The organism is Sphingomonas folli, from assembly GCF_019429525.1.
Lineage (GTDB): Bacteria > Pseudomonadota > Alphaproteobacteria > Sphingomonadales > Sphingomonadaceae > Sphingomonas > Sphingomonas folii.
This window is the reverse complement of record NZ_JAHXZL010000001.1, coordinates 389,778-410,117: the sequence shown is the minus strand read 5'-3', so window position 1 is coordinate 410,117 and position 20,340 is coordinate 389,778. Positions and strand designations below refer to the sequence as shown.

Annotated in this window: 22 protein-coding genes; 14 read left to right on the top strand and 8 right to left on the bottom strand. The window is 73.1% G+C overall.

Annotation, left to right across the window (positions count from 1 at the left end; translation table 11 throughout):
- Positions 1-79: 79 nt before the first annotated feature.
- The gene (locus KZ813_RS01895; protein WP_219753271.1) at positions 80-511 is read right to left on the bottom strand and encodes a hypothetical protein; all 432 of its coding nucleotides are present in this window, start codon (positions 509-511) and stop codon (positions 80-82) included.
- Between the two features lie 158 nt (positions 512-669).
- Here KZ813_RS01895 and KZ813_RS01890 point away from each other — a divergent pair, with 158 nt between their 5' ends.
- Genes KZ813_RS01890 through lexA form a run of 6 tightly spaced genes read left to right on the top strand, consistent with a single transcriptional unit; the run spans position 670 to position 5,418 of the window.
- On the top strand, positions 670-1,260 hold the full coding sequence (locus KZ813_RS01890; protein WP_219753270.1) for an anthranilate synthase component II: 591 nt from the start codon (positions 670-672) through the stop codon (positions 1,258-1,260).
- Positions 1,257-2,252 (top strand): anthranilate phosphoribosyltransferase, encoded by a 996-nt coding sequence (gene trpD / locus KZ813_RS01885; RefSeq protein WP_219753269.1) that lies wholly within the window; start codon positions 1,257-1,259, stop codon positions 2,250-2,252. The genes KZ813_RS01890 and trpD overlap by 4 nt, the downstream gene beginning before the upstream one ends.
- Positions 2,249-3,034: an indole-3-glycerol phosphate synthase TrpC gene (trpC, locus tag KZ813_RS01880; protein WP_219753268.1), complete on the top strand. Its 786-nt coding sequence runs from the start codon at positions 2,249-2,251 to the stop codon at positions 3,032-3,034. Before trpD ends, trpC begins: the two co-directional genes overlap by 4 nt.
- Before the next feature lies 1 nt (position 3,035).
- Positions 3,036-3,503: a cyclic pyranopterin monophosphate synthase MoaC gene (gene moaC / locus KZ813_RS01875; protein ID WP_219753267.1), complete on the top strand. Its 468-nt coding sequence runs from the start codon at positions 3,036-3,038 to the stop codon at positions 3,501-3,503.
- A gap of 8 nt (positions 3,504-3,511) precedes the next feature.
- Positions 3,512-4,696, top strand: coding sequence for a molybdopterin molybdotransferase MoeA (locus KZ813_RS01870; RefSeq protein WP_219753406.1), 1,185 nt, complete (start codon positions 3,512-3,514; stop codon positions 4,694-4,696).
- Positions 4,697-4,752: 56 nt separating this feature from the next.
- Positions 4,753-5,418 (top strand): transcriptional repressor LexA, encoded by a 666-nt coding sequence (lexA, locus tag KZ813_RS01865; RefSeq protein WP_219753266.1) that lies wholly within the window; start codon positions 4,753-4,755, stop codon positions 5,416-5,418.
- Positions 5,419-5,511: 93 nt separating this feature from the next.
- On the opposite strand, the gene KZ813_RS01860 is transcribed toward lexA, so the two are convergent.
- The gene (locus tag KZ813_RS01860) at positions 5,512-7,599 is read right to left on the bottom strand and encodes a ComEC/Rec2 family competence protein (RefSeq protein WP_258046307.1); all 2,088 of its coding nucleotides are present in this window, start codon (positions 7,597-7,599) and stop codon (positions 5,512-5,514) included.
- A 104-nt stretch (positions 7,600-7,703) separates the two neighbouring features.
- On the opposite strand from KZ813_RS01860, the gene gltX reads away from it, so the two are divergent.
- From gltX to KZ813_RS01840, 4 genes are all read left to right on the top strand, one after another.
- Positions 7,704-9,143, top strand: a complete 1,440-nt coding sequence (gene gltX, locus KZ813_RS01855) for a glutamate--tRNA ligase (protein WP_219753264.1) — start codon at positions 7,704-7,706, stop codon at positions 9,141-9,143.
- Positions 9,144-9,156: 13 nt separating this feature from the next.
- Complete coding sequence (gene gltA / locus KZ813_RS01850) at positions 9,157-10,440, top strand: citrate synthase (RefSeq protein ID WP_219753263.1); 1,284 nt, start codon at positions 9,157-9,159, stop codon at positions 10,438-10,440.
- A gap of 4 nt (positions 10,441-10,444) precedes the next feature.
- Positions 10,445-10,642 carry a hypothetical protein gene (locus tag KZ813_RS01845; RefSeq protein WP_219753419.1) on the top strand — a complete coding sequence of 66 codons (198 nt, stop codon included), beginning with the start codon at positions 10,445-10,447 and terminating at the stop codon, positions 10,640-10,642.
- A gap of 119 nt (positions 10,643-10,761) precedes the next feature.
- The gene (locus KZ813_RS01840) at positions 10,762-11,373 is read left to right on the top strand and encodes a glutathione S-transferase family protein (RefSeq protein ID WP_219753262.1); all 612 of its coding nucleotides are present in this window, start codon (positions 10,762-10,764) and stop codon (positions 11,371-11,373) included.
- 23 nt (positions 11,374-11,396) lie between these two features.
- On the opposite strand, the gene KZ813_RS01835 is transcribed toward KZ813_RS01840, so the two are convergent.
- The 6 genes from KZ813_RS01835 to KZ813_RS01810 all read right to left on the bottom strand — a co-directional run bounded on the left by KZ813_RS01835 (position 11,397) and on the right by KZ813_RS01810 (position 16,514).
- Entirely contained in the window at positions 11,397-12,725 is a 1,329-nt protein-coding gene (locus KZ813_RS01835) for a L,D-transpeptidase family protein (RefSeq protein ID WP_219753261.1), read from the bottom strand.
- Positions 12,726-12,748: 23 nt separating this feature from the next.
- A complete protein-coding gene (locus tag KZ813_RS01830) occupies positions 12,749-12,997 on the bottom strand; it encodes a hypothetical protein (protein ID WP_219753260.1) in 249 nt (82 codons plus the stop codon).
- 654 nt (positions 12,998-13,651) lie between these two features.
- The gene (flgH, locus tag KZ813_RS01825) at positions 13,652-14,419 is read right to left on the bottom strand and encodes a flagellar basal body L-ring protein FlgH (RefSeq protein WP_219753259.1); all 768 of its coding nucleotides are present in this window, start codon (positions 14,417-14,419) and stop codon (positions 13,652-13,654) included.
- Between the two features lie 16 nt (positions 14,420-14,435).
- Entirely contained in the window at positions 14,436-14,939 is a 504-nt protein-coding gene (gene flgA / locus KZ813_RS01820; RefSeq protein ID WP_219753258.1) for a flagellar basal body P-ring formation chaperone FlgA, read from the bottom strand.
- Positions 14,940-14,944: 5 nt separating this feature from the next.
- On the bottom strand, positions 14,945-15,730 hold the full coding sequence (flgG, locus tag KZ813_RS01815) for a flagellar basal-body rod protein FlgG (RefSeq protein ID WP_219753257.1): 786 nt from the start codon (positions 15,728-15,730) through the stop codon (positions 14,945-14,947).
- A 37-nt stretch (positions 15,731-15,767) separates the two neighbouring features.
- Positions 15,768-16,514, bottom strand: a complete 747-nt coding sequence (locus KZ813_RS01810) for a flagellar hook-basal body complex protein (RefSeq protein ID WP_219753256.1) — start codon at positions 16,512-16,514, stop codon at positions 15,768-15,770.
- 209 nt (positions 16,515-16,723) lie between these two features.
- Between KZ813_RS01810 and KZ813_RS01805 the strand changes: the two genes are divergently transcribed.
- The 4 genes from KZ813_RS01805 to KZ813_RS01790 are packed head-to-tail and all read left to right on the top strand — an operon-like array spanning position 16,724 to position 20,086.
- Complete coding sequence (locus tag KZ813_RS01805; RefSeq protein ID WP_258046306.1) at positions 16,724-17,221, top strand: flagellar basal body-associated FliL family protein; 498 nt, start codon at positions 16,724-16,726, stop codon at positions 17,219-17,221.
- Complete coding sequence (gene fliM / locus KZ813_RS01800; RefSeq protein ID WP_258046305.1) at positions 17,218-18,576, top strand: flagellar motor switch protein FliM; 1,359 nt, start codon at positions 17,218-17,220, stop codon at positions 18,574-18,576. The genes KZ813_RS01805 and fliM overlap by 4 nt, the downstream gene beginning before the upstream one ends.
- Positions 18,573-19,229 carry a hypothetical protein gene (locus KZ813_RS01795; protein WP_219753255.1) on the top strand — a complete coding sequence of 219 codons (657 nt, stop codon included), beginning with the start codon at positions 18,573-18,575 and terminating at the stop codon, positions 19,227-19,229. The genes fliM and KZ813_RS01795 overlap by 4 nt, the downstream gene beginning before the upstream one ends.
- Positions 19,226-20,086, top strand: a complete 861-nt coding sequence (locus KZ813_RS01790; RefSeq protein WP_219753254.1) for a MotE family protein — start codon at positions 19,226-19,228, stop codon at positions 20,084-20,086. The genes KZ813_RS01795 and KZ813_RS01790 overlap by 4 nt, the downstream gene beginning before the upstream one ends.
- Positions 20,087-20,340 lie beyond the last annotated feature (254 nt).

The following is a 20,340-nucleotide window of genomic DNA, read 5'->3' as shown; positions in this document are numbered from 1 at the left end:
ATCGCTCCCGGCTCCAGCGGCCGCCGTCATCCCGCAGCAAGGCGGGACGACGTTACCCTCCGTCCCGCCACCGCGCGACTCACCGCCCGCCGGGGATCATCGTGTCGTTCTTCTCGGCGGCGCGCTTCTCGGCGGCGAAGGCGTTGTTGATCGCGAGCGCGCAGCCCGACTGACCCGCCGCGCCGACCGGTGAGCAGCTGTCCGGCACCCCGCCGTTGACCCGGCTGGCACGGTCGGCGACCGCGACGCGGTTGGTCCAGGCCTGGTTCTTCGCCGCCGGCTCGGCGGTGTTGCGCAGCTCCTTGGGAATGCGGAACTGTTCCTCGGGGTTGATGCGGCTGCACACCACCACCTCGTCGCCCTGCGACTTGGGGCATTGCTCGTTGCCAGAGAGCGTCACGCTGCGCACGCGCTGCGGCGTCCGCCCGGTATCGCCCGCGCTCTCGGTCTGCGCGGCGGCGACGAGCGGCAGCGTGAGACCGGCGACCATCACGACTAAGCTACGCAGCATCGACCTTCTCCTCGCTGACCACAACGCGTGCGACAGGCACTGGCTCCGCGCCGGTGATGGCCCGGCTATGTCGATTGTTTGCCGACGCGCAAGATTCCTTTCGCCGGCGCGGCGCGGCGACGTGTTGCGATGCGCCCCGCATCGGTTATGGCGGGGTCATGATCCTGGTGGTCGACAATTACGACAGCTTCACCTGGAACCTGGTCCATTACGTGATGGAGCTGGGGGCCGAGGTGCGCGTGGTGCGCAACGATGAGCTGACCGCGGCCGAGGCGCTGGCGAGCGGCGCGCGCGCGATCCTGATCTCGCCGGGGCCGTGCACGCCCAACGAGGCGGGCATCAGCCTCGAGCTCGTCTCGGCCTGCGCCGAGGCGCGCCGGCCGCTGTTCGGCGTGTGCCTCGGCCACCAGGCGATCGGCCAGCATTTCGGCGGGCGCGTCGTGCGGGGCGGGCTCATGCACGGCAAGACCTGCCCGGTCGAGCATGACGGCAGCGGCGTGTTCGAAGGCCTGCCCTCGCCCTTCACCGCCACGCGCTATCACTCGCTGATCGTCACCGACGTGCCCGACAGCCTCGCGGTCAACGCCACCGCCGCGGACGCCTCGGTGATGGGGCTGCGCCACCGCGAGCTGCCGATCCACGGGGTGCAGTTCCACCCCGAGAGCATCGCCACCGAGCACGGCCATGCGCTGATCGCCAATTTCCTCCGGCTCGCCGGCATCGACCACCGCGCCCGGGCGGCGGCGTGACGACGCTCACGTTGCTGCCGGACCCGACATCCCCCCTGTCGCGCGAGAGCGCGGCGCAGGCGTTCGCCGACATCCTCGACGCGCGCGCGAGCGAGGAGGCGATCGCCGACTTCCTGCTCCACCTCGCGCTGCGCGGCGAGACCAGCGTCGAGATCGCCGAGGCCGCGCGCGCGCTGCGCGAGCGGCTGATCCCGATCGCCGCGCCGGCGGACGCGATCGACGTGTGCGGCACCGGCGGCGACGGGCAGCACACGCTCAACGTCTCCACGGCGGTGAGCCTCGTGGTAGCGGCCTGCGGCGTGCCGGTCGCCAAGCACGGCAACCGCGCCGCCTCGTCCAAGGCGGGCGCGGCCGACACGCTCGAGGCGCTGGGGCTCGACATGGAGCGCGCCGGCGCGCAGGCCGAGGCGACGCTGCGCGACCTCGGCATCTGTTTCCTGTTCGCGGGCAACCACCACCCCGCGATGCGCCGTATCACGCCGATCCGCCGCCGGGTCGGGCGGCGCACGATCTTCAACCTCATGGGGCCGCTCGCCAACCCGGCGCACGTCACGCGCCAGCTGATCGGCATCGCGCGGCCCGACTATGCCCCGATCTACGCCGAGGCGCTCGAGCAGCTCGGCAGCGAGGCGGCGCTGGTCGTCGCCGGCGAGGAGGGGCTCGACGAGATCTCGGGCGCCGGGCCCACCCAGGTGGTCTCGATCGGCGCGGTGGCGCTGCCGTCGCGGATCACCCCGGAGGACGCCGGCGTCGCGCGCCACCCGACGCTCGCGATCCGCGGTGGCGACCCGGCCTATAACGCGCTCGCGCTGCGCCGGCTGCTGGGCGGCGAGCGCGGCGCCTATCGCGACGCGGTGCTCGTCAACGCCGCCGCGGCACTGGTCCTCGCCGGGCGCGACTCCTCCCTCACCGATGGCGCCGCGCGCGCCGCCGAGGCGCTCGACCGCGGCGACGCGGGCGCGCTGCTCGACCGCTGGATCGCCTACGCATGACCATCCTCGCCGAGATCTGTGCCACCAAGCGCGACGAGGTGCGCGCGCGCCGCGCCGCCACCAGCGAGGCCGAGCTCCGCGCCCGCGCCGCGGCGCAGAGCGCGCCGCGCGGTTTCCGGGCGGCGTTGGAGCACAGCGTCGCCGCCGGACGCCACGCGCTGATCGCCGAGATCAAGAGAGCCAGCCCGTCCAAGGGCCTGATCCGCCCGGACTTCGATCCGCCGGCGCACGCGCGCGCCTATGAGGCGGCGGGGGCCGCCTGCCTCTCCGTGCTGACCGACGCGCCCTATTTCCAGGGACATGAGGACTATCTCGTCGCCGCGCGCGCCGCCTCCGCCCTCCCCGTGCTGCGCAAGGACTTCACCGTCGACCCGTGGCAGGCGCTGGAGGCGCGCAGCATCGGCGCCGACGCGATCCTGCTGATCGTCGCCGCCCTCGACGACGCGCTGCTCGCCGAGTGCGAGGCCGCCGCCATCGAGCAGGGGCTCGACGTGCTGGTCGAGGTGCACGACGCCGCCGAGCTGGAGCGCGCGGCGCGGCTGCGCTCGCGGCTGATCGGGGTCAACAACCGCGACCTGCGCAGCTTCGAGGTCGACGTGGGGCGCAGCTGGGAGCTGGCCGAGCGCGCCCCTGCCGGGACGCTGCTGGTCGCCGAGAGCGGGCTGAGCACGCGCGCCGACCTCGACTCGCTCGCGGACCACGGTGTCCACTGCTTCCTGATCGGCGAGGCGCTGATGCGCCAGCCCGACGTCGCCGCCGCGACGCGCGCGCTGGTCGGCTGAGATGGCCGGGCTCACCCATCTCGACTCGGCCGGCGCGGCGCACATGGTCGACGTCGGCGGCAAGCAGGTGACCCGGCGCGAGGCGATCGCGACCGGGCGGATCGACATGTCGGCGGAGGCGGTCGCCGCGATCAGGGACGGCGCGATCGCGAAGGGCGACGTGCTCGCGGTGGCGCGCGTCGCCGGGATCATGGCGGCCAAGCGCACCAGCGAGCTCGTCCCGCTCTGCCACCCGCTGCCGATCAGCCGCGTCGCGCTCGATCTCGCGGTCGACGCGGGTGGCGTCACCGCCTCCGCGACGGTCGCGACCGACGGGAAGACCGGCGTGGAGATGGAGGCGCTCACCGCGGTCTCGGTGGCCCTGCTCACCGTCTACGACATGGCCAAGGCGCTCGACCGCGCCATGGTGATCGGCGGGGTGCGCCTGCTCGCCAAGAGCGGTGGGCGCTCGGGCGACTGGCGCGCCTGATGGCGCCGATGCCGGGGCCGGGGCTGCTGCCCGTCGCGGAGGCACAGGCACGCGTGCTCGCGCTGGGCACGCCGGTCGAGACGGTCGAGGTCGGGCTGGCCGAGGCGCTCGGCCGCTGGGCGACAGCGCCGGTGGTGGCGCGACGCACCCAGCCGGCGCGGGACGTCTCGGCGATGGACGGCTATGCCCTACGCTTCGCCGACCTGCCCGGGCCGCTGACCGTCGTCGGCGAGAGCGCCGCCGGATCGCCCTATGCCGGCGAGATCGCCTCGGGCGAGGCGGCACGGATCTTCACCGGCGCGGTGATGCCGGCGGGCAGCGACACCGTGCTGGTCCAGGAGGAGGCGCGCCGCGACGACGACCATGTCGCGCTCGACGGCGAGGGACCGGCGCGACGCGGGCGCAACGTGCGCCCCCGCGGGCTCGACTTCACCGCGGGCGACGTGCTGGTGGCGCGCGGCGAGCGTTTCACCCCGGCGCGGCTCGCGGTGGCGGCGACCGGCGGGGTCGGCCGGGTCGACGTGGCGCGGCCGGTGCGCGTCGCGCTCGCCGCGACCGGGGACGAGCTGGTCGAGCCCGGCACCGAGGGTGAGGCACTGCCCGAGTCCAACCGGCTGCTGCTGCGCGCGTTGCTCGCTGACACTGGCGTCGAGATCGTCGACCTCGGCATCCTGCCCGACCGGCTCGACGCGCTCACCCGGGCCTTCGCCGCGGTGGACGCCGACCTGCTCGTCACCACCGGCGGCGCCTCGGTCGGCGACCACGACCTAGTGCGCCCCGCGCTGGAGGCGGCGGGCGTGACGCTCGACTTCTGGCGGATCGCGCTGCGCCCGGGCAAGCCGATGCTGGCGGGGCGGCGCGGCGGGCTGGCGGTGGTCGGACTGCCCGGCAACCCCGTCTCGGCCTTCGTCACCGCGCTGCTGTTCGTCCGCCCGCTGGTGGCGCATCTCGCCGGCGCGGCGGATCCCTTCCCGACGACGACCAGCGCCCTCCTCGGTGAGGACCTGCCCGCCAACGGCGAGCGCAGCGACTATCTGCGCGCCGAGCTGCGCGGGGGCCGCGCCTATGCCTCGACGATCCAGGACAGTTCGATGCTGCGCACGCTGGCGCGCTCGACCTGCCTGATCGTGCGCCCGCCGCATGCCGCGGCGGCGCGCGCGGGCGACTCGGCGGATATCCTCGCTATCGCTTGACGAGGCCGTCGGTGTTCCATAAAGGTTCCGCATCCGTTCGCGATAGGAGTGTGGACATGCTGACGCGCAAACAGCACGAGCTGATCTGCTTCATCGAGGACCGGCTCGCCGAGAGCGGCGTGTCGCCCTCGTTCGAGGAGATGAAGGACGCGCTCGAGCTGAAGAGCAAGTCGGGCGTCCACCGGCTGATCAGCGCGCTCGAGGAGCGCGGCTACCTCCGTCGCCTGCCCAATCGCGCGCGCGCGCTGGAGGTGCTCAAGGCACCCGAGCGCGGCGAGCCCAAGCGCGCCGCCGTTCCCGCCAAGCGCGCGCCGGTCGAGCCGATGGTGCCCGCCAACGACATCGTCGAGATCCCGCTCCACGGCCGCATCGCCGCCGGCGTGCCGATCGAGGCGTTCGAGGGCGCGACCACCCTGCCCGTCCCCGCCGCCCTGCTCGGCAGCGGCGAGCATTTCGCGCTGGAGGTGGCGGGGGACTCGATGGTCGACGCCGCCATCCTCGACGGCGACTATGCGCTGATCCGCCGCCAGGAAGTGGCACGCGACGGCGAGATCGTGGTGGCGCTGATCGACGAGAGCGAGGCGACGCTCAAATATTTTCGCCGCGAGGGCGCGATGATCCGGCTCGACCCCGCGAACCGCTCCTACGACCCGCAGCGCTACGCGCCGACGCAGGTGCGCGTGCAGGGCAAACTGGCGGGGATCCTGCGCCGCTACGATTGAGCCCGGGGGGCGCGCCCGGGCTGCGGGCACGGTAGAGGCCGCCCGCGGCGCGCGTCGGTGAGCGCTTCGCCGACGGGGCCGTGGCGCCCAGTGTCAACGGGCCCGCGATCCTGCGCGCGCGGGAGCGTGCTGCGGCATCTCCTGCACCACCATCCAGGGGTGATCGTCTCTCGCCAGCCGGACCGTCACGACGCGCTCGTCCGCGAAGGTGATGGCCACGCCGCCCGTGCGCGCCAGCGCGACGCGGTCGAGCGTGAGCCAGCGCGCGCGGCAGCGGCGCGGTAGCCGTCGCTCGCTCACCACCACGTCCGCCGCCGCGCATAGCGCCGCCAGCCGCTCGATGGGCACATTGTAGCCGCTGCGCGTCGCCAGGACGCGGCGCCAGCGCCCGGCGACACGGCGCTGCCACCAGCACAGGTCGCGGTTGCAGCGCGCCTCGCGCGACTCGCTGAGCAGCCCGGGCACGCCGGCGAGCCCCCCGTTCTGCGCGAGCACGTCACGGACGTAGCCTCCGGCACGATCGCGCAGCAGCGCCAGCCCACCGTCCGCCTGCCGCACCGCGAGGTGACGGCCGTCGCCCGTGACCAGCAGGTCCGGCGCGGGCGTCGCCAGCGTCCATGCCGCACCGACCAGGAGCGGCGCCACCCCGAGATAGCGCCACCGGGTCCGCCACAAGGTGAGCCAGATCCCGCCGGCCACCATCGTCGCGAAGGCGCCGAGCGGCATCGCCGGGATCGCACGCACCGCGCCGGGCAGCGCGGCGACGGTGTGGGCGATCCACAGCAGCAGCGCGATCGCACGTCCGGCCACCCACCAGGCCGGCGCGCCCCAGCCGAGCGCGTCGAGCAGCAGCGCCAGCGCGACCGCGGGCATGATCGCGAAGGTGGTCAGCGGGATCGCGGCGATGTTGGCGATCGCCCCATAGGCGCCGGCCTGGTGGAAGTAGAACACCGCGATCGGCATCAGCGCGAGCTCGACCACCGCCCCCGTCACCAGCAGCGACGCCGCCTCGCGCAGCCACTTGCGCGGCCGTGGCTCGTCGCGCGCGAGCAGCGCCGCGCGGACCCGCGGGTGCTCGTGCAGCGCGACGATCGAGGCCACCGCGGCGAAGGAGAGCTGGAAACTCGGCCCCACCACCGCCTCGGGCCAGGCGAGCAGCACGACCAGGGCGCCCATCGCCACCAGGCGTAGCGTCAGCGCCTCCCGTCCGAGCGCGAGCGCGGCGAGCACCATCAGCGCGGCGACGCAGCTGCGGATCGTCGGCACCTGCGAGCCGGTCAGCCAGGTATAGCCGATCGCCGCCCCCGCCCCCGCACCCGCGGCGACCAGCGGGAGCAGCCCGGTCAGCGCCAGCCGTCGCGACAGCGCCAGCAGCCGCAGCACCGCCGCCATCACGATCCCCACCGTCGCGGTGATGTGCAGCCCGCTGACCGAGAGCAGATGCGCCAGCCCGGCGCGGCGCATCGCGAGCGAGTCGGCGTCGTCGATCGCGCCCATGTCGCCCGTCACCAGCGCCGCCGCGATCCCGCCGGCGCTGCCCGCCAGCGCGGCGATGATATGCGCGGTGAGGCGGTCACGCACGCCGGGCGCCCCCACGCCGCGCAGGCCGACGGGCGTGAAGCCGCGCCCGCTCGCCCCCACGCCGTCGAACCAGGCCGCGCGCGCGGCGTCATAGGCCCCCGGCACCGCCGGCGGCGCGGGCGGCATCAGCCGCGCGCGCAGCGTCATCCCCGCCCCGCCGCCCAGCGTCGCCGGCACCGCATGCTGCGGCAGGTTCACGCGGACGCGCAGCGGCGCGCGGCGCGGCGGCCGCTCCCAGCGCAGGCTCCCCAGCGTCACGCGTACCAGCCCGCGCGCGGGCAGCGGTTCGACCTTCTCCACCGCGCCGGCGAGCCGCACCACCGCGGCGCGATCGAGCGTGGGCGCGGCCACCCGTCCCGCGCGCGCCCAGGCCAGCCCGGTCCCCGCCGCGACGCCCAGCGCGAGCATCGTCGCGAACGGCGCCACGCGCCCGCCGCGCCAGCTCGCCCCCGCGGCCGACGCGACGCCGAGCGCGAGCAGGATCAGGGCGAGCCAGTCGTGCCGCTCCGGCAGCACGAACCATGCCGCCGCCCCCGCACCCAACGCCACCGGCAACCACAGGAATGTCTGATCGCGCTCGGCCTCGAGCCAACGTTCCAAAGCGTTGCCGACCTGGGCCGCGATTTGATGCGGGAGAGAGGCTTTGCTAGGGGCGGGCGCGGCCGATCGAGCCATCCGACCATCCAGCCTGGGAGCACGCGCGCTTGAGCGCAACCGAGATCAACGAGCGCGCCGTCGTCACGCGCTTCGCCCCGTCACCGACCGGGTTCCTTCACCTGGGCGGCGCGCGCACCGCGCTGTTCAATCTCCTCTACGCGCGCCATCACGGCGGCACCTTCCGGCTCCGGATCGAGGACACCGACCGCGCGCGCTCCACCCAGCCCGCGATCGAGGCCATCCTGAACGGCATGCGCTGGCTCGGGCTCGAGTGGGACGGCGAGGAGGTGTATCAGTTCGCCCGCGCCGACCGCCACGCCGAGGTGGCGCACCGCATGATCGAGGCGGGCCACGCCTATCGCTGCTATCTCACCGGCGCGGAGCTCGACTCGATGCGCGCCGCCGCGCAGGCGGCGAAACAGCCGCTGCGCATCCGCTCGCCGTGGCGCGACCGCACCGACTGGCCCAGCGGCCAGGACTATGTCGTCCGTCTGCGCGCGCCCACGGAGGGTGCGACGACGATCCACGACCGAGTCCAGGGAGAGGTGACCGTCCAGAACGCGGAGCTCGACGACCTCGTCCTGCTCCGCTCCGACGGCACGCCGACCTATATGCTCGCGGTGGTGGTCGACGACCATGACATGGGCGTCACGCACGTGATCCGCGGCGACGACCATCTCAACAACGCCTTTCGCCAGTTGCCGATCTACCGCGCGATGGACGCGATCGCCAAGGCGGCGGGCGAGGCCGGCTGGCCCGAGCCGGTCTATGCGCACATCCCGCTGATCCACGGCAGCGACGGCGCCAAGCTCTCCAAGCGTCACGGCGCGGTCGGGATCGAGGCCTATCGCGACGAGATGGGCATCCTGCCCGAGGCGCTCGACAATTACCTGCTGCGGCTCGGCTGGGGCCACGGCGACGACGAGATCATCGCGCGCGAGGACGCGATCCGCTGGTTCGACCTCGACGCCGTGGGCAAGTCGCCGAGCCGGTTCGATCTGAAGAAGCTCGAGCATCTCAACGGTCATTATATCCGCGCCAGCGCGGACTCGCGGCTCGCCGACCTGGTCGCGGAGAAGCTGGGCTTCGACCATGACGACACGCGCCGCGGCGCGCTCGCCGCGGCGATGCCCGCGCTCAAGCCGCGCGCGGCCAACATCAACGAGCTCGCCGAGGGTACCGCGTTTCTGTTCGCAACGCGTCCGCTCGCGATCGAGCCGGACGCCGCGCCGCTCCTGGCCGGCGACGCGCCCGCGCTGCTGGCGCGGCTGCACGCCGCGCTTGACGCGGTGCACAACTGGGATACGGAGGCGACCGAAGCCGCGGTGCGGCAGGTGGCCGAGGAGGCCGGGGTCAAGCTGGGCCAGGTCGCCCAGCCGCTCCGCGCCGCCCTCACCGGGCGCAGGACCTCGCCCGGCATCTTCGACGTACTCGTCCTTCTAGGACGCGACGAGAGCCTCGCTCGGATCGCGGACCACCAAGCCTGACAGGAGATCATCCATGACCGAAGCTGCCCAGTTCGCCCTGTCGGGCAAGGAGCTCGAGTATCCGGTGCTGTCGGGGTCGGTCGGCCCCGACGTGGTCGACATCCGCAAGCTCTACGCGCAGACCGGCGCCTTCACCTACGACCCGGGCTTCACCTCGACCGCCTCGTGCCAGTCGAAGCTGACCTATATCGACGGCGACGAGGGCGTGCTGCTCCACCGCGGCTACCCGATCGGCGAGCTGGCCGAGCAGTCGAGCTTCATGGAGGTCTGCTACCTGCTGCTCAACGGCGAGCTGCCCGACCAGGGCGAGCTCGACCATTTCACGCACACGATCACGCGCCACACCATGGTGCACGAGCAGCTGGCGCAGTTCTTCCGCGGTTTCCGCCGCGACGCGCACCCGATGGCGATCATGTGCGGCGTGGTCGGCGCGCTCAGCGCCTTCTACCATGATTCGACCGACATCCACGACCCGCAGCAGCGCATGATCGCGTCGCACCGGCTGATCGCGAAGATGCCGACGATCGCGGCGATGGCGTATAAGTACAGCGTCGGCCAGCCCTTCCTCTACCCCGACAACTCGCTGAGCTACACGGGCAACTTCCTGCGGATGACGTTCGGCGTCCCGGCCGAGCCCTATGAGGTGAACCCCGCGGTCGAGCGCGCGATGGACCGGATCTTCATCCTCCACGCCGACCACGAGCAGAACGCCTCGACCTCGACGGTGCGGCTCGCCGGCTCGTCGGGCGCCAACCCGTTCGCCTGCATCGCCGCGGGCATCGCCTGCCTGTGGGGCCCGGCGCACGGCGGCGCCAACGAGGCCGCGCTCAACATGCTGCACGAGATCGGCACGCCCGAGCGCATCCCCGAGTTCATCGCGCGCGCCAAGGACAAGAACGACCCGTTCCGCCTGATGGGCTTCGGCCACCGCGTCTACAAGAACTACGACCCGCGCGCGACGGTGATGCAGAAGACCGTGCGCGAGGTGTTCGAGGCGCTCAACGTGCAGGACCCGCTGTTCGAGACCGCGCTGCGTCTCGAGGAACTGGCGCTCAACGACGATTACTTCGTCGAGAAGAAGCTGTTCCCCAACGTGGACTTCTACTCGGGCGTGATCCTCTCGGCGATCGGCTTCCCGACCAGCATGTTCACCGTGCTGTTCGCGCTGGCGCGCACCGTCGGCTGGGTCGCGCAGTGGAACGAGATGATCACCGATCCCGACCAGAAGATCGGCCGCCCGCGCCAACTCTACACCGGGCCGACCCAGCGCGGCTACGTGCCCCTGGCGCAGCGCTGACGCGATGCGCCTCCGGCCGGTCCTGATCGTGCTCGGCGTCGCGATGGCGCTGATGGGCTTGCTCTGGATCGGCCAGGGGCTGGGCTATGTCCACTGGCCGCGGTCGAGCTTCATGCTCGACCAGCGGGTATGGGCCGATTACGGCAGCGCGCTCGCGGTCGGCGGGCTGCTGCTAGTCCTGCTCGCACGGCGGCTACGCTGAGCGGGCGGCGCGCGACCTCGACCATGACGGGTCAGCCCCGAGGTGACAGGCCATCGCGCCCGACCTAGCGCGGGTCGACGCGCTCGCGCCCGCCCGTGCGAGCCGCGGCGGAGACGATGATGCGCCTGATCGGAATGCTCGACTCGCCTTATGTCCGCCGCGTCGCGGTGTCGCTGGCGATGATGGACGTGCCCTTCGCGCTAGAACCCCTGTCGGTGTTCCGCGACCTCGACGCTTTCGCCGCGATCAACCCGCTCGTGAAGGCGCCGACGCTGGTGCTCGACGACGGTACGCAGCTGGTCGACTCCACGCTGATCCTGGCGGTCGCCGAGCGGCTCGTGCCAGCCGCGCGTCATCTCATGCCGGCGGCGACGGGCGACTATGTCGCGGCGCAGCGCATCATCGGCCTGGCGCTGGCCGCGTGCGAGAAGACGATGCAGATCGCCTATGAGCGCCGCCTCCGTCCGGTCGAGAAGCAGCACCAGCCCTGGCTCGAGCGGATCCAGGCGCAGCTGATCGCGGCCTATACCATGCTCGACGCCAGCTTCGCCGACATCGACGAGTGGCACGCCGAGGGTCGACCGCTGCAGGCGGACATCACCGCGGCGATCGCGTGGCAGTTCACCCGCGCGACCGTGCCCGACGTCGTGACGCTGCAGCGCGCGCCCGCGTTGGCGGCGCTGTCGCTCCGCGCCGCGGCGCTGCCCGCCTTCCTCGCCTACCCGGGCTGAGCGACGCCGGGCCTGAAGGCGCCTCAGCCTCCGGCGGCATCGCGGCCATAGATGTCGTCGCGGAACGCCACGCGCGCCTTGCTCTCGGTCGCGGTGAGATAGGTGAGATACACCGGCACGGGCACCTGCAGCGCGACCGCCTGCTCCGGATCGCGCGTCGACGCGGGCAGCGGTCGCCCGATCAGCCAGCGCGCGAGCACCGGTGCCTTCTCGAGCCGGATGCAGCCGTTGCTGAGGTGGCGGTCGTCGCGATCCAGCAGCTCGCGGTCGGGCGTGTCGTGGAGGTAGATGCCCTCGTCGTTGGGGAAGAGGAATTTGACCCGCCCCATCGAGTTGCCGCGCCCGGGTAGCTCGCGGAGCCGGATCTCGCGCGTGCCCGCGGCGACCGCATGCCAGTCGATCGCGGCGGCGGGCAGCGGCCGCGCCGTCGCGCTCCAGTCGCTCAGCGCCTCCATCCGCAGCGCGGTCAGCGAGCGGCCCGCCAGCACCTTGGGCGCGACGCTCTTGCGCGCCAGATAGGTGGGCACGTTCCAATAGGGATTGACGATGGCCCATTGCACCACGCCGGCGAGCAGAGGCGTCTGCGTCTCGCGCGCGCCCACCACCACCTTCATCGTGCCGGCCTGCCGACCCGCCTCATAATACCACAGCCGCCCCGACGAGGCGTCGACGACGATGTGGCGGGTCCATGGCCCGGGCAGCAGCCGCGCGCGCTCGAGGTTGCGCCGGAGCCTGAGTTCCTCGCCGGCCGCGAGGCCGTCGCGCCGCGCGCGCGCGACCAGCCCGCGCAGGCGGACGTAATGCGGGCTCATCCACTCCATGCCCGCGACGTAATCCTCGAAGGAGCGCGGGAAGCTGGCGGCGCGCAGCACCGCCTCCGGCCTGGGACGTCTGGGCTTGAGCGCCGGATCGGCCCAGATCATCCCGACCTCGCGCGGGCGGCGCTGGTCGCGGACGTAGCGCGTGAAGGCCTTGGACAGCGCGAGCTCGGCGCGCGCGACGCTGTCCGCGTCGCCCCGCTGGCGCGCCTGGCCGAGCTGCTCGCGCAGCTCGCGCGCGTCATAGGTCGAGCCGAGCCCGTCGAGCGCGGCAGTGTCGAGGTCGTCGAGCAGCGCGTCGGCGGCGGGCCCGAGCCGACCGCCGCCGGCCCAGAGCGGACGGTAGCCGCGCTCGGCATAGACCCGCCCGATCCAGCCCCCCGCGCGGTCGCGCAGCACCGCGGCGACCGCGCGCTCCGCGGTGTCGCTCGCGGCGGCACGCGCCGGCGCCGCGCGCTCGGCCGGCGCCCTCGCCGCTGCGCCAGCGGGCGCGGCCGCGGCGAGTAGCAACAATGCCGCTCGCCCGCGCGCCATCCGCCCTGCCCGCGCGCGAGCGATCAGCCGCGCTCCCCGCGACGCGTCGGCGCGGGCGGCGGCGGCGGCGGCGCGGGCGGCGCGTACGGGTGGTAGATGCCGTCCGAGGTGTAATAGCCGTCGACGATGCCGTCGCCGTCGCGGTCCGCGGCGCTGCTGCCCGCGACCGCACCCGGCGGCGGCGGGGGCGGCAGCGGCGTGACCGGCTTCTTCGAGCATGCCGCGAGTGTCGCCAACCCGCAGGCGGCGATCAGGACGGTACGAACACGCATCTTCTTCTCCCTCTCGGCCGCGGCCGGTTCCCGTACCGCGACGATGACAGTCCCTGTCGCGACAGCAGCGCACGCCGTCGATGGTCGGTCATTCGCCAAGCGACGGACGGAGCCCCGCGCGCGCCGACCCGCGGCGCCATTCTCGAGCGGCAGCGGCGGCAGTGCGGCACGGAGGTGCGTCGGGAGGCGGAACACGGGTGAGGTCGCGCTCATGCGAGATGGATCGTTCCGGTGAGCCGAAGCGGCGGCCTCAGAAGGGCGACGGCCGAGCGATGGCCGCAGGTGGCGTCCCTCCGATGCAGCAACCTCTCGGGCCGACGCGCCTCGCCGTTGCCGGCTGGCGGAGGCCCGATGCCGGCTGGCGGAGGCCAAGCCTTACGGCGCACGCGAGCGATCCGCGCCCCGTCGGGCGACGCTCGCACCGTCTGGCGAGCGAGGCAGGCCTCTGGGACACGGCCTGTTATCGCCGGACAGCAGCGACGGCCGCTGTGCCGCTCGCCAGCACCGCACGACGCCCGGCGGGTTTCGGCCGCGCTCCCGGAAGCGAACAGCGATCGCTCCCCTTGCTCTCGGGCGTCGGTCGCACCCGCGCGTGCGCCACCGCGACCGCCACCGCCACCACCCTCGTCCGCGCACGCGATCGCGGGGGCCACCTCAGAAGGGGGAGATCGCCTCGATCACCTGCTGCCCCCAGCGCGGCTGCTGCACGTCGGTGATCTGGCCGCGACCGCCGTAGCTGATCCGCGCGTCCGCGATCTGGCTGCTGAGCACGCTATTGTCGCGCGCGATGTCCTGCGGCCGGACGATCCCGCTGACCAGCAGCTGGCGCAGCTCGAAATTGACCCGCACCTCCTGGTGCCCGCGGATCAGGAGATTGCCGTTGGGTAACAGGCCTACCACCGTGGCCGCGACCACGGTGTTGATCTGCTCGCTCCGCGACGTGTTGCCCGTGCCGGTGCTGCCCGAGGCGTTCTTGGTGTCGATCAGCGAGGCCGGGTTGGCGCCCGACGGCAGCACCTTCTTCAGCGTATTCTCGAGCCCGAGGAAATTGGGCAGCCCGACGCTGTCGTTGCCGCTCCGCGCCCGGCTCGACTTGTTGTCGAGCGTGGCACTGTCGGCGATGCTGATCCGCACCGTCAGGATATCGCCGACCTGCGAGGCGCGCTGGTCGTGGAAGAAGGCGCCCGCGCCGGTGCGGAAGAGCGAGGCGCTGTTGCCCGGCTCGGTCATCGTCGCGGGGTCTCGACCATATTGCGCCTGGTCGCCGAGCGAGGGAACGACCGTGGGCGCGACCGGGGTCTCGGCGGGCTCGATCCTCGGCGGTTTGCCGATCGCCTTGAGCCGGCCGACCGACCCGCAGCCGGCGAGCAGCGGCACGGTCGCGGCGAGCAGCAGGGCGCCGCGGTAGGGCTGCAGTCTCATCAGGCTTTTCCTTCCTTCAGCCGGCGACCGCGACGCGGCCCGGCGCCTCCGCGCGCCCCGAGAGCGTGCGCTTGGTCGAGTCGCAGATCACCCGGACCGGCTCGCCCATCCCGGCGGCGTTGAGCGCCTGGCCCTGCGTGCTGATCGTCAGCGCGCCGCTGCGCAGCACGATCGTCACCGGCTCGCCGCGCTGGATCACCTGCGGCGCGCGCACGTCGCCCTCGCGCACCACCGCGCCGGCGGCGAGCCGCCGCGCCGCCGCGCGGCCGACGATATTCGCCGCCGACAAGGCACCGCGCATCGGCGGCGGGTCGCCCGCCCCCCAGGCGCGCAGGTCGTCGGCGCCGAGCACCGTGCCCGCCGCGACCGGCTGCGCCAGCACCACGGGCGACGGCGCCGTCCCGGGCTGCGCCGTCGCGGGCTGGGCCGTCGCGGGCTGCGCCGTCGCGGGCTGGGCCGCCGCGGGCGCGATCCAGAGCGCGAGGAGCGCGACGGCGGGGCGAGCGGAGGCGACACGCATCACCGTCACCGCAGCTGCGTCGTGGTGGCGAGCATCTCGTCCGCGGTCTTCACGATGCGGCTGTTCATCTCATAGGCGCGCTGCGCGCTGATCAGCGCGGTGATCTCGGCGACCGGGTTGACGTTCGACGCCTCGAGATAGCCCTGCTTGAGCGTGCCGAAACCCGGCTGACCGGGGTTGGCGACGATGGGCTGACCCGATGCCTCGGTCTCCTGGAACAGGTTGGACCCGAGCGCCTCGAGACCCGCCTCGTTGACGAAGGTGGCGAGATCGAGCTGACCGACGTCCTGCAGCTGCACCTGGTCGGCCAATTTGGCCTGGACGAGCCCGGTCGGGCTGATCGACACGTCGGTGGCGCCGTTGGGGATCGTGATGTCGGGCTGGACGCGATAGCCGTCCGTGGTCACCACCTCGCCCTGGTCGGAGAGCTTGAAGGCGCCCGACCGCGTGTAGGCGACCTCGCCGTTGGGCAGCGCGATGCGGAAATAGCCCTGGCCCATGATCGCGATGTCGAACTTGCTCTTGCTCTCGGTCGCCGCGCCCTGCTCCAGCACCCGATACACGCCCGCCGCGCGCACGCCGCTGCCGAGCTGGATGCCCGCCGGCACGCGCGTGCCGTCGGCGCTGGTCGCCGCGCCGGGTCGGCTCACCTGCTCGTACAACAGGTCCTCGAACTCGGGCCGCTGCCGCTTGAAGGCGGTGGTGTTCATGTTGGCGATATTGTTCGCGATGACGTCGACATTGGTCTGTTGCGCCAGCATGCCGCTGGCAGCGATCGACAGAGAGCGCATGATAGATATCCTGTTCTGATGGGGGGTCGGTCGTGGATCAGTCTGGCTTGGCGAGCCGCGAGATCGCCAGCTTGCGCAGCGTGTCGATGTTCGCCGCCGCCTCGCTGGTCCGCTGATAGGCGCGCAGCACCTCGATCATGTTGGTGGTCTCGATGATCGGCTGCACGTTGGAACCCTCGACGCCGCCGCTGCGAAGCCGCGTCTCCGCGGCGGGCAACAGTCGGCCGCCGGTGCCGGTGAGCAGGCCGTCGCCGCGCTCATTGACTCGCATCTCGTCGAACTGGGTCACCGCGAGCCGGGCGATCGGGCCCGCGCTGGTCGAGACGGTGCCGTCCTCGGCGATGGCGAGGCTGCCCTGCTCGTCGGGCGGCACGGCGATATGGCGGCCGCTCTCGTCGAGCAGCGGCGCGCCCGAGGGGGTGCCCAACTCGCCGTCGGTGAGCAAGGTGACGAAGCCGGCGCGCGTGTAGGCGGTGGCGCCGCTCGCGTCCTCGACCGAGAGATAGCCCGGGCCGTCGATCATCACGTCGAGCGGGTTGCCCGTCGGCTGGAACGCACCCGCGCGCGTATCGTGCACCTGGCCGAAATCGAGCACGAACGAGAGCCGCTTGGCGTCCTCGATCGGGGCGCGGCGGACTCGCTCGACATGCTCGCGGAAGACTTCCTGCTCGCGCTTGAAGCCGACCGTGCTGCTGTTCGCCATGTTGTTGGCGGTGACGTCGAGCTGACGCCGCAGCGCGGCCTGGTGGCTCAGCAGCACATAGGTGGATACGTCGGACCCCATCCGTCTCTCTCGCCCCGTCCTTCTACGTCCCGCCGCGACGCGGCCGACGCGGCCGGCACCGGCGCGGGCATCGCACCAAAAACCAGCACGTCGCGGCAACCGCCCGAGGCTCGCCCCTATAATAGGACCAACCGCGCCGGGTGGTGGCTCACCGCTCGAAATCTGCGCGGCCAAGCAAGAGGTATGACGTGGCAGAACGAGCCGACGTGTTGAGATTCGACCGGTCCCGCGGCGCAGCGGCGGTGACGACGACGCCGCGCGACGAGCAGCGCCGCGTCTTGCTGGCGGTGATCATCGGCCTGGCCGCGCTGCTGGTCGTCGGCGGCGGGCTGGCGCTCGCCGGCGTGTGGCCGTTCGGCGGCGCGGGCGACGCGACCGAGCACCCGAGCGGTCAGGCGGCCAGCGCGCGCTACGTCGACGTGCCGCCGATGGTGGTGACGCTCCGCAGCGCCGACGGCCGACAGCACTTCCTCAAGCTGCACTTCGTCATCGTCGCCGCGGACCCCGCGCAGGTCGGCCGGATCGGGTCGGCGATGCCGCTGATCCTCGACACGCTGCAGTCGTTCCTGCGCGAGCTGCGCCCGGAAGACCTGGGCGGCTCGGCCGCGGTGTTCCGCGTCAAAGAGGAGATCCTGGTGCGGCTGCGCGACGTGCTCGGCCACGACGGCGTGAGCGAGGTGCTGATCCAGGATCTGATCGAGCAATGACGACCAGCTCCGACGGCCGCGGCGAGCCCGGCCCGACCCCCGCCCCGACCCGACCGGAGCGCGTGGCGCCAGCGCGCCCCGAGCGCGCGGCCCGCGATCGCGCGGCAGCCCCGCCATCGACGACGACGCCGCGCCCCGCGGACGCGCGCGCGCCCGCGCCCCCGCGTGGCGTGACCGCCGCGAGCGAGCCCGCCGCCGCCCGGGCGGGCGCACTCGCCGGTACGTCGGTCACGCCGCCGGGGGCGAGCGCGGCGGCGGTGCCGGCGAGCGCTCCCCGTGCCGTCACGGCCGCCGCCGACCCGGCTGCCGCCGAGCCGACCGGCGCCGTTCCGGCCACCACCGAGCCGACCGCCGCCGCCGCGACCAGCGCCATCGAACAGTCCGTCCGCGCGGAGGAGCCGGACACGTTCGATCAGGCCAGCATCGACGCGCTGTTCGGCATCGAGAGCGCGCCGCGGCCGGCGCGGCGCACCGGCCTGCGCGCGCTGATCGAGGCCGACGTCGCCAACCACGAGCGGCTGCCGATGCTGGAGGTGGTGTGCGAGCGCATGGTACGCACGCTCGGCACCAGCATGCGCAATCTCACCGCTGACTCGCTCGACGTCCACGCCGAGCGAGTCTCCACGATGCGCTTCGCCGAGTTCATGAACCACCTGCCGCTGCCCGCGATGATCGGCGTCTTCCTCGCCAAGCAATGGGGCAATTACGGCCTGATGACGGTCGATTCCTCGCTGGTCTACGCGGTGGTCGACTCGCTGCTGGGCGGGCGTCGCGCGCCCAATTCGATGCGCATCGACGGTCGCGCCTTCACCGCGATCGAGACGCATCTGGTAGGCCGGATGATGCAGCAGACGCTCGACGACTTCGCCCAGTCGTTCGGCGCGATCGAGCCGGTCGACTTCGTGCTCGAGCGCGTGGAGGTCACCCCGCGCTTCGCCGCGATCGCGGCCTCGACCAACCTCACCGCGGTGGCGAGCTTCCGCATCGACATGGAGGGCCGCGGGGGACGCTTCAACCTGGTCCTCCCGCACGCCACGATCGAGCCGGTGCGCGAGAAGCTGGTGGAGCGCTTCGTCGGCGAGAAGATGGGGCGCAACACGATGTGGGAGAGCCACATCGCCGAGGAACTGCTCCACACCGAGGTGCAGGTCGACGCGGTGCTCGGCGAGCGCGAGATGCGGATCGAGGAGTATCTCGCGCTCGGTGAGGGGCGCACGATCACGCTCGATCGCGCGCCCGACGACGAGGTCGCGCTGGAATGTCGCGGCGTCCCGCTCGCGGCGGGGACGATCGGCACCCACAACGCGCTCGCGGCGATCAGGCTGAGCACCGCGATTGGCCAGGTGGCGCCGTGATCGACCTCTCCGTGGTCACCAACGTGATCACCTCGCTGTTCTGCGCCGCGGTGCTGGTGCAGACGGTGCGGCTCTCGCGCGCGGTGCATAAGCTGCGCCACGCCGGACTGATGGAGGTGGTCGCCTCGCTCGAGGCCGCCACCGCGACGTCGCAGCAGGCGCTCGGGGAGCTCACGCAGGTGCTGAGCGCCGAGGGTCCGCCGCTCGACGCCGCGGTGCGCGGCGCACGTGACCTGCGCGCGCAGTTGGTCACGTTGCGCGACGAGCTCTCGCTCATGATCGATGTCGGCAACGGCGTGGCCGAGCGGATCCTGGCGGCGGCGAACGGCGCGCGCCTGACGCCGCGTGGTACCAGCGACGCCGAGGTGATCCCCGCCGACGACATGGCGGCACCGGCCTCGTCGCGGCAGAGCGACGCGCCGAGGGAGCGCCAGGGCGAGGCCACCGCCGCGTCGGCCGCGGCCGCTCCGCTCGACGTCCGTGACCCGGGACGCGCGGGCGAGGCGGCCTGTGCCGTGCGCGGCGCCACGCTCGCGACCGCCGGGACGACGAACGTGCCGCCCGCGATCGCCGAGCCTGTCGACCTGCCCGCGGATCGGCCCGAGCGCGCGGCCGTGCCGTTCGGCGCCGCTGACAAGGAACCCCAGTCGTGACCCACCATGTCGTTCCCCCCGTCGCTCCCCGAGCGGGTGATCCGGCGCCCGTCGCGCTCGCCTCCCCCGGCACGGCGTCGCCCAGAGCAGCGTCGCGCGGCTGGACCAAGCGGCTGCTGCGCCCCTCGCTGCTGACTCTCACCGCGGGCGCCGCGGCAGCCTCGACGATCGCGCACGCGGTGGCCGGCACGAACGCGACCGAGGCGGTCAGCGACAATCGCTTCGGCAACGCCATCGCACAGAGCATCAGCGAGCGTGACCAGTCGATCGCGCGGCGAACACGCGCCGCCGAGCTGCGCGAGCAGAGCGCGCTCGCGCTCGAGCAGCGCGTCCAGGCGCAGCTCGGCGCCCGACGCGACGGCGGCGCGCGCGATGACCGGGGCGGCTACGGCGACGCGCCGCAACCGATCGAGGATCTCGCGCGCGTCTACCAGACCATGAAGCCGAACCGCGCGGCGCCGGTGTTCGCCGCGCTCGACATCGACCTGCAAGCGCAGGTCGCGCGGCGGATGCGCGGCCGTTCGCTGGCGCTGATGATGGGCGCGATGACTCCCGCCGCGGCGCTGCGCCTGAGCACCGCGCTCGCGGGGCGTGCCGCGCCCGAGATGATCGTGGCGCAGCAGCGCGTCGCCAGCGCCGCCGGCGTCGCGCTCTCTCCCGCCCCGCCGCACCCGCCGTCCCCTCGCCCCGCCGCGGCGGGTGCGCCGCCGGCCCGAACGCGCGGCGAGCCGCCGCGCCCGGCGGTCGGCGCGCCGCGCGTGAGTGCCCCGCGCATCGCCGCCTCGCCGGCCGCCCCCGGTGAGGTCGCGGCGACCCCCGCCAGATCCGCCAGCGCACCGGAGCGACCCACCACCTAGTCTCGGGCGATCCCCATCGTCATGCGTCGGCGCGGCTCAAGCGTCGCGACCGGCCTGTGCCGTACGACGTCCGCTAGCTGATGATCCTTCGCGCCTGAACCGTCGGCGTGCTGCTGTGTCACAAGAAGCCCAAGGCCGCGAGTCTCGTCCCCACGGTCCCGGCTCCGCGGGAGCACGATGCAGCGTCGACGGGTCTCTCTCAGGACCCGTCGGGCATCGCGCCTGAGCGATGAGCCCTCGCGGGATGCGGGGGC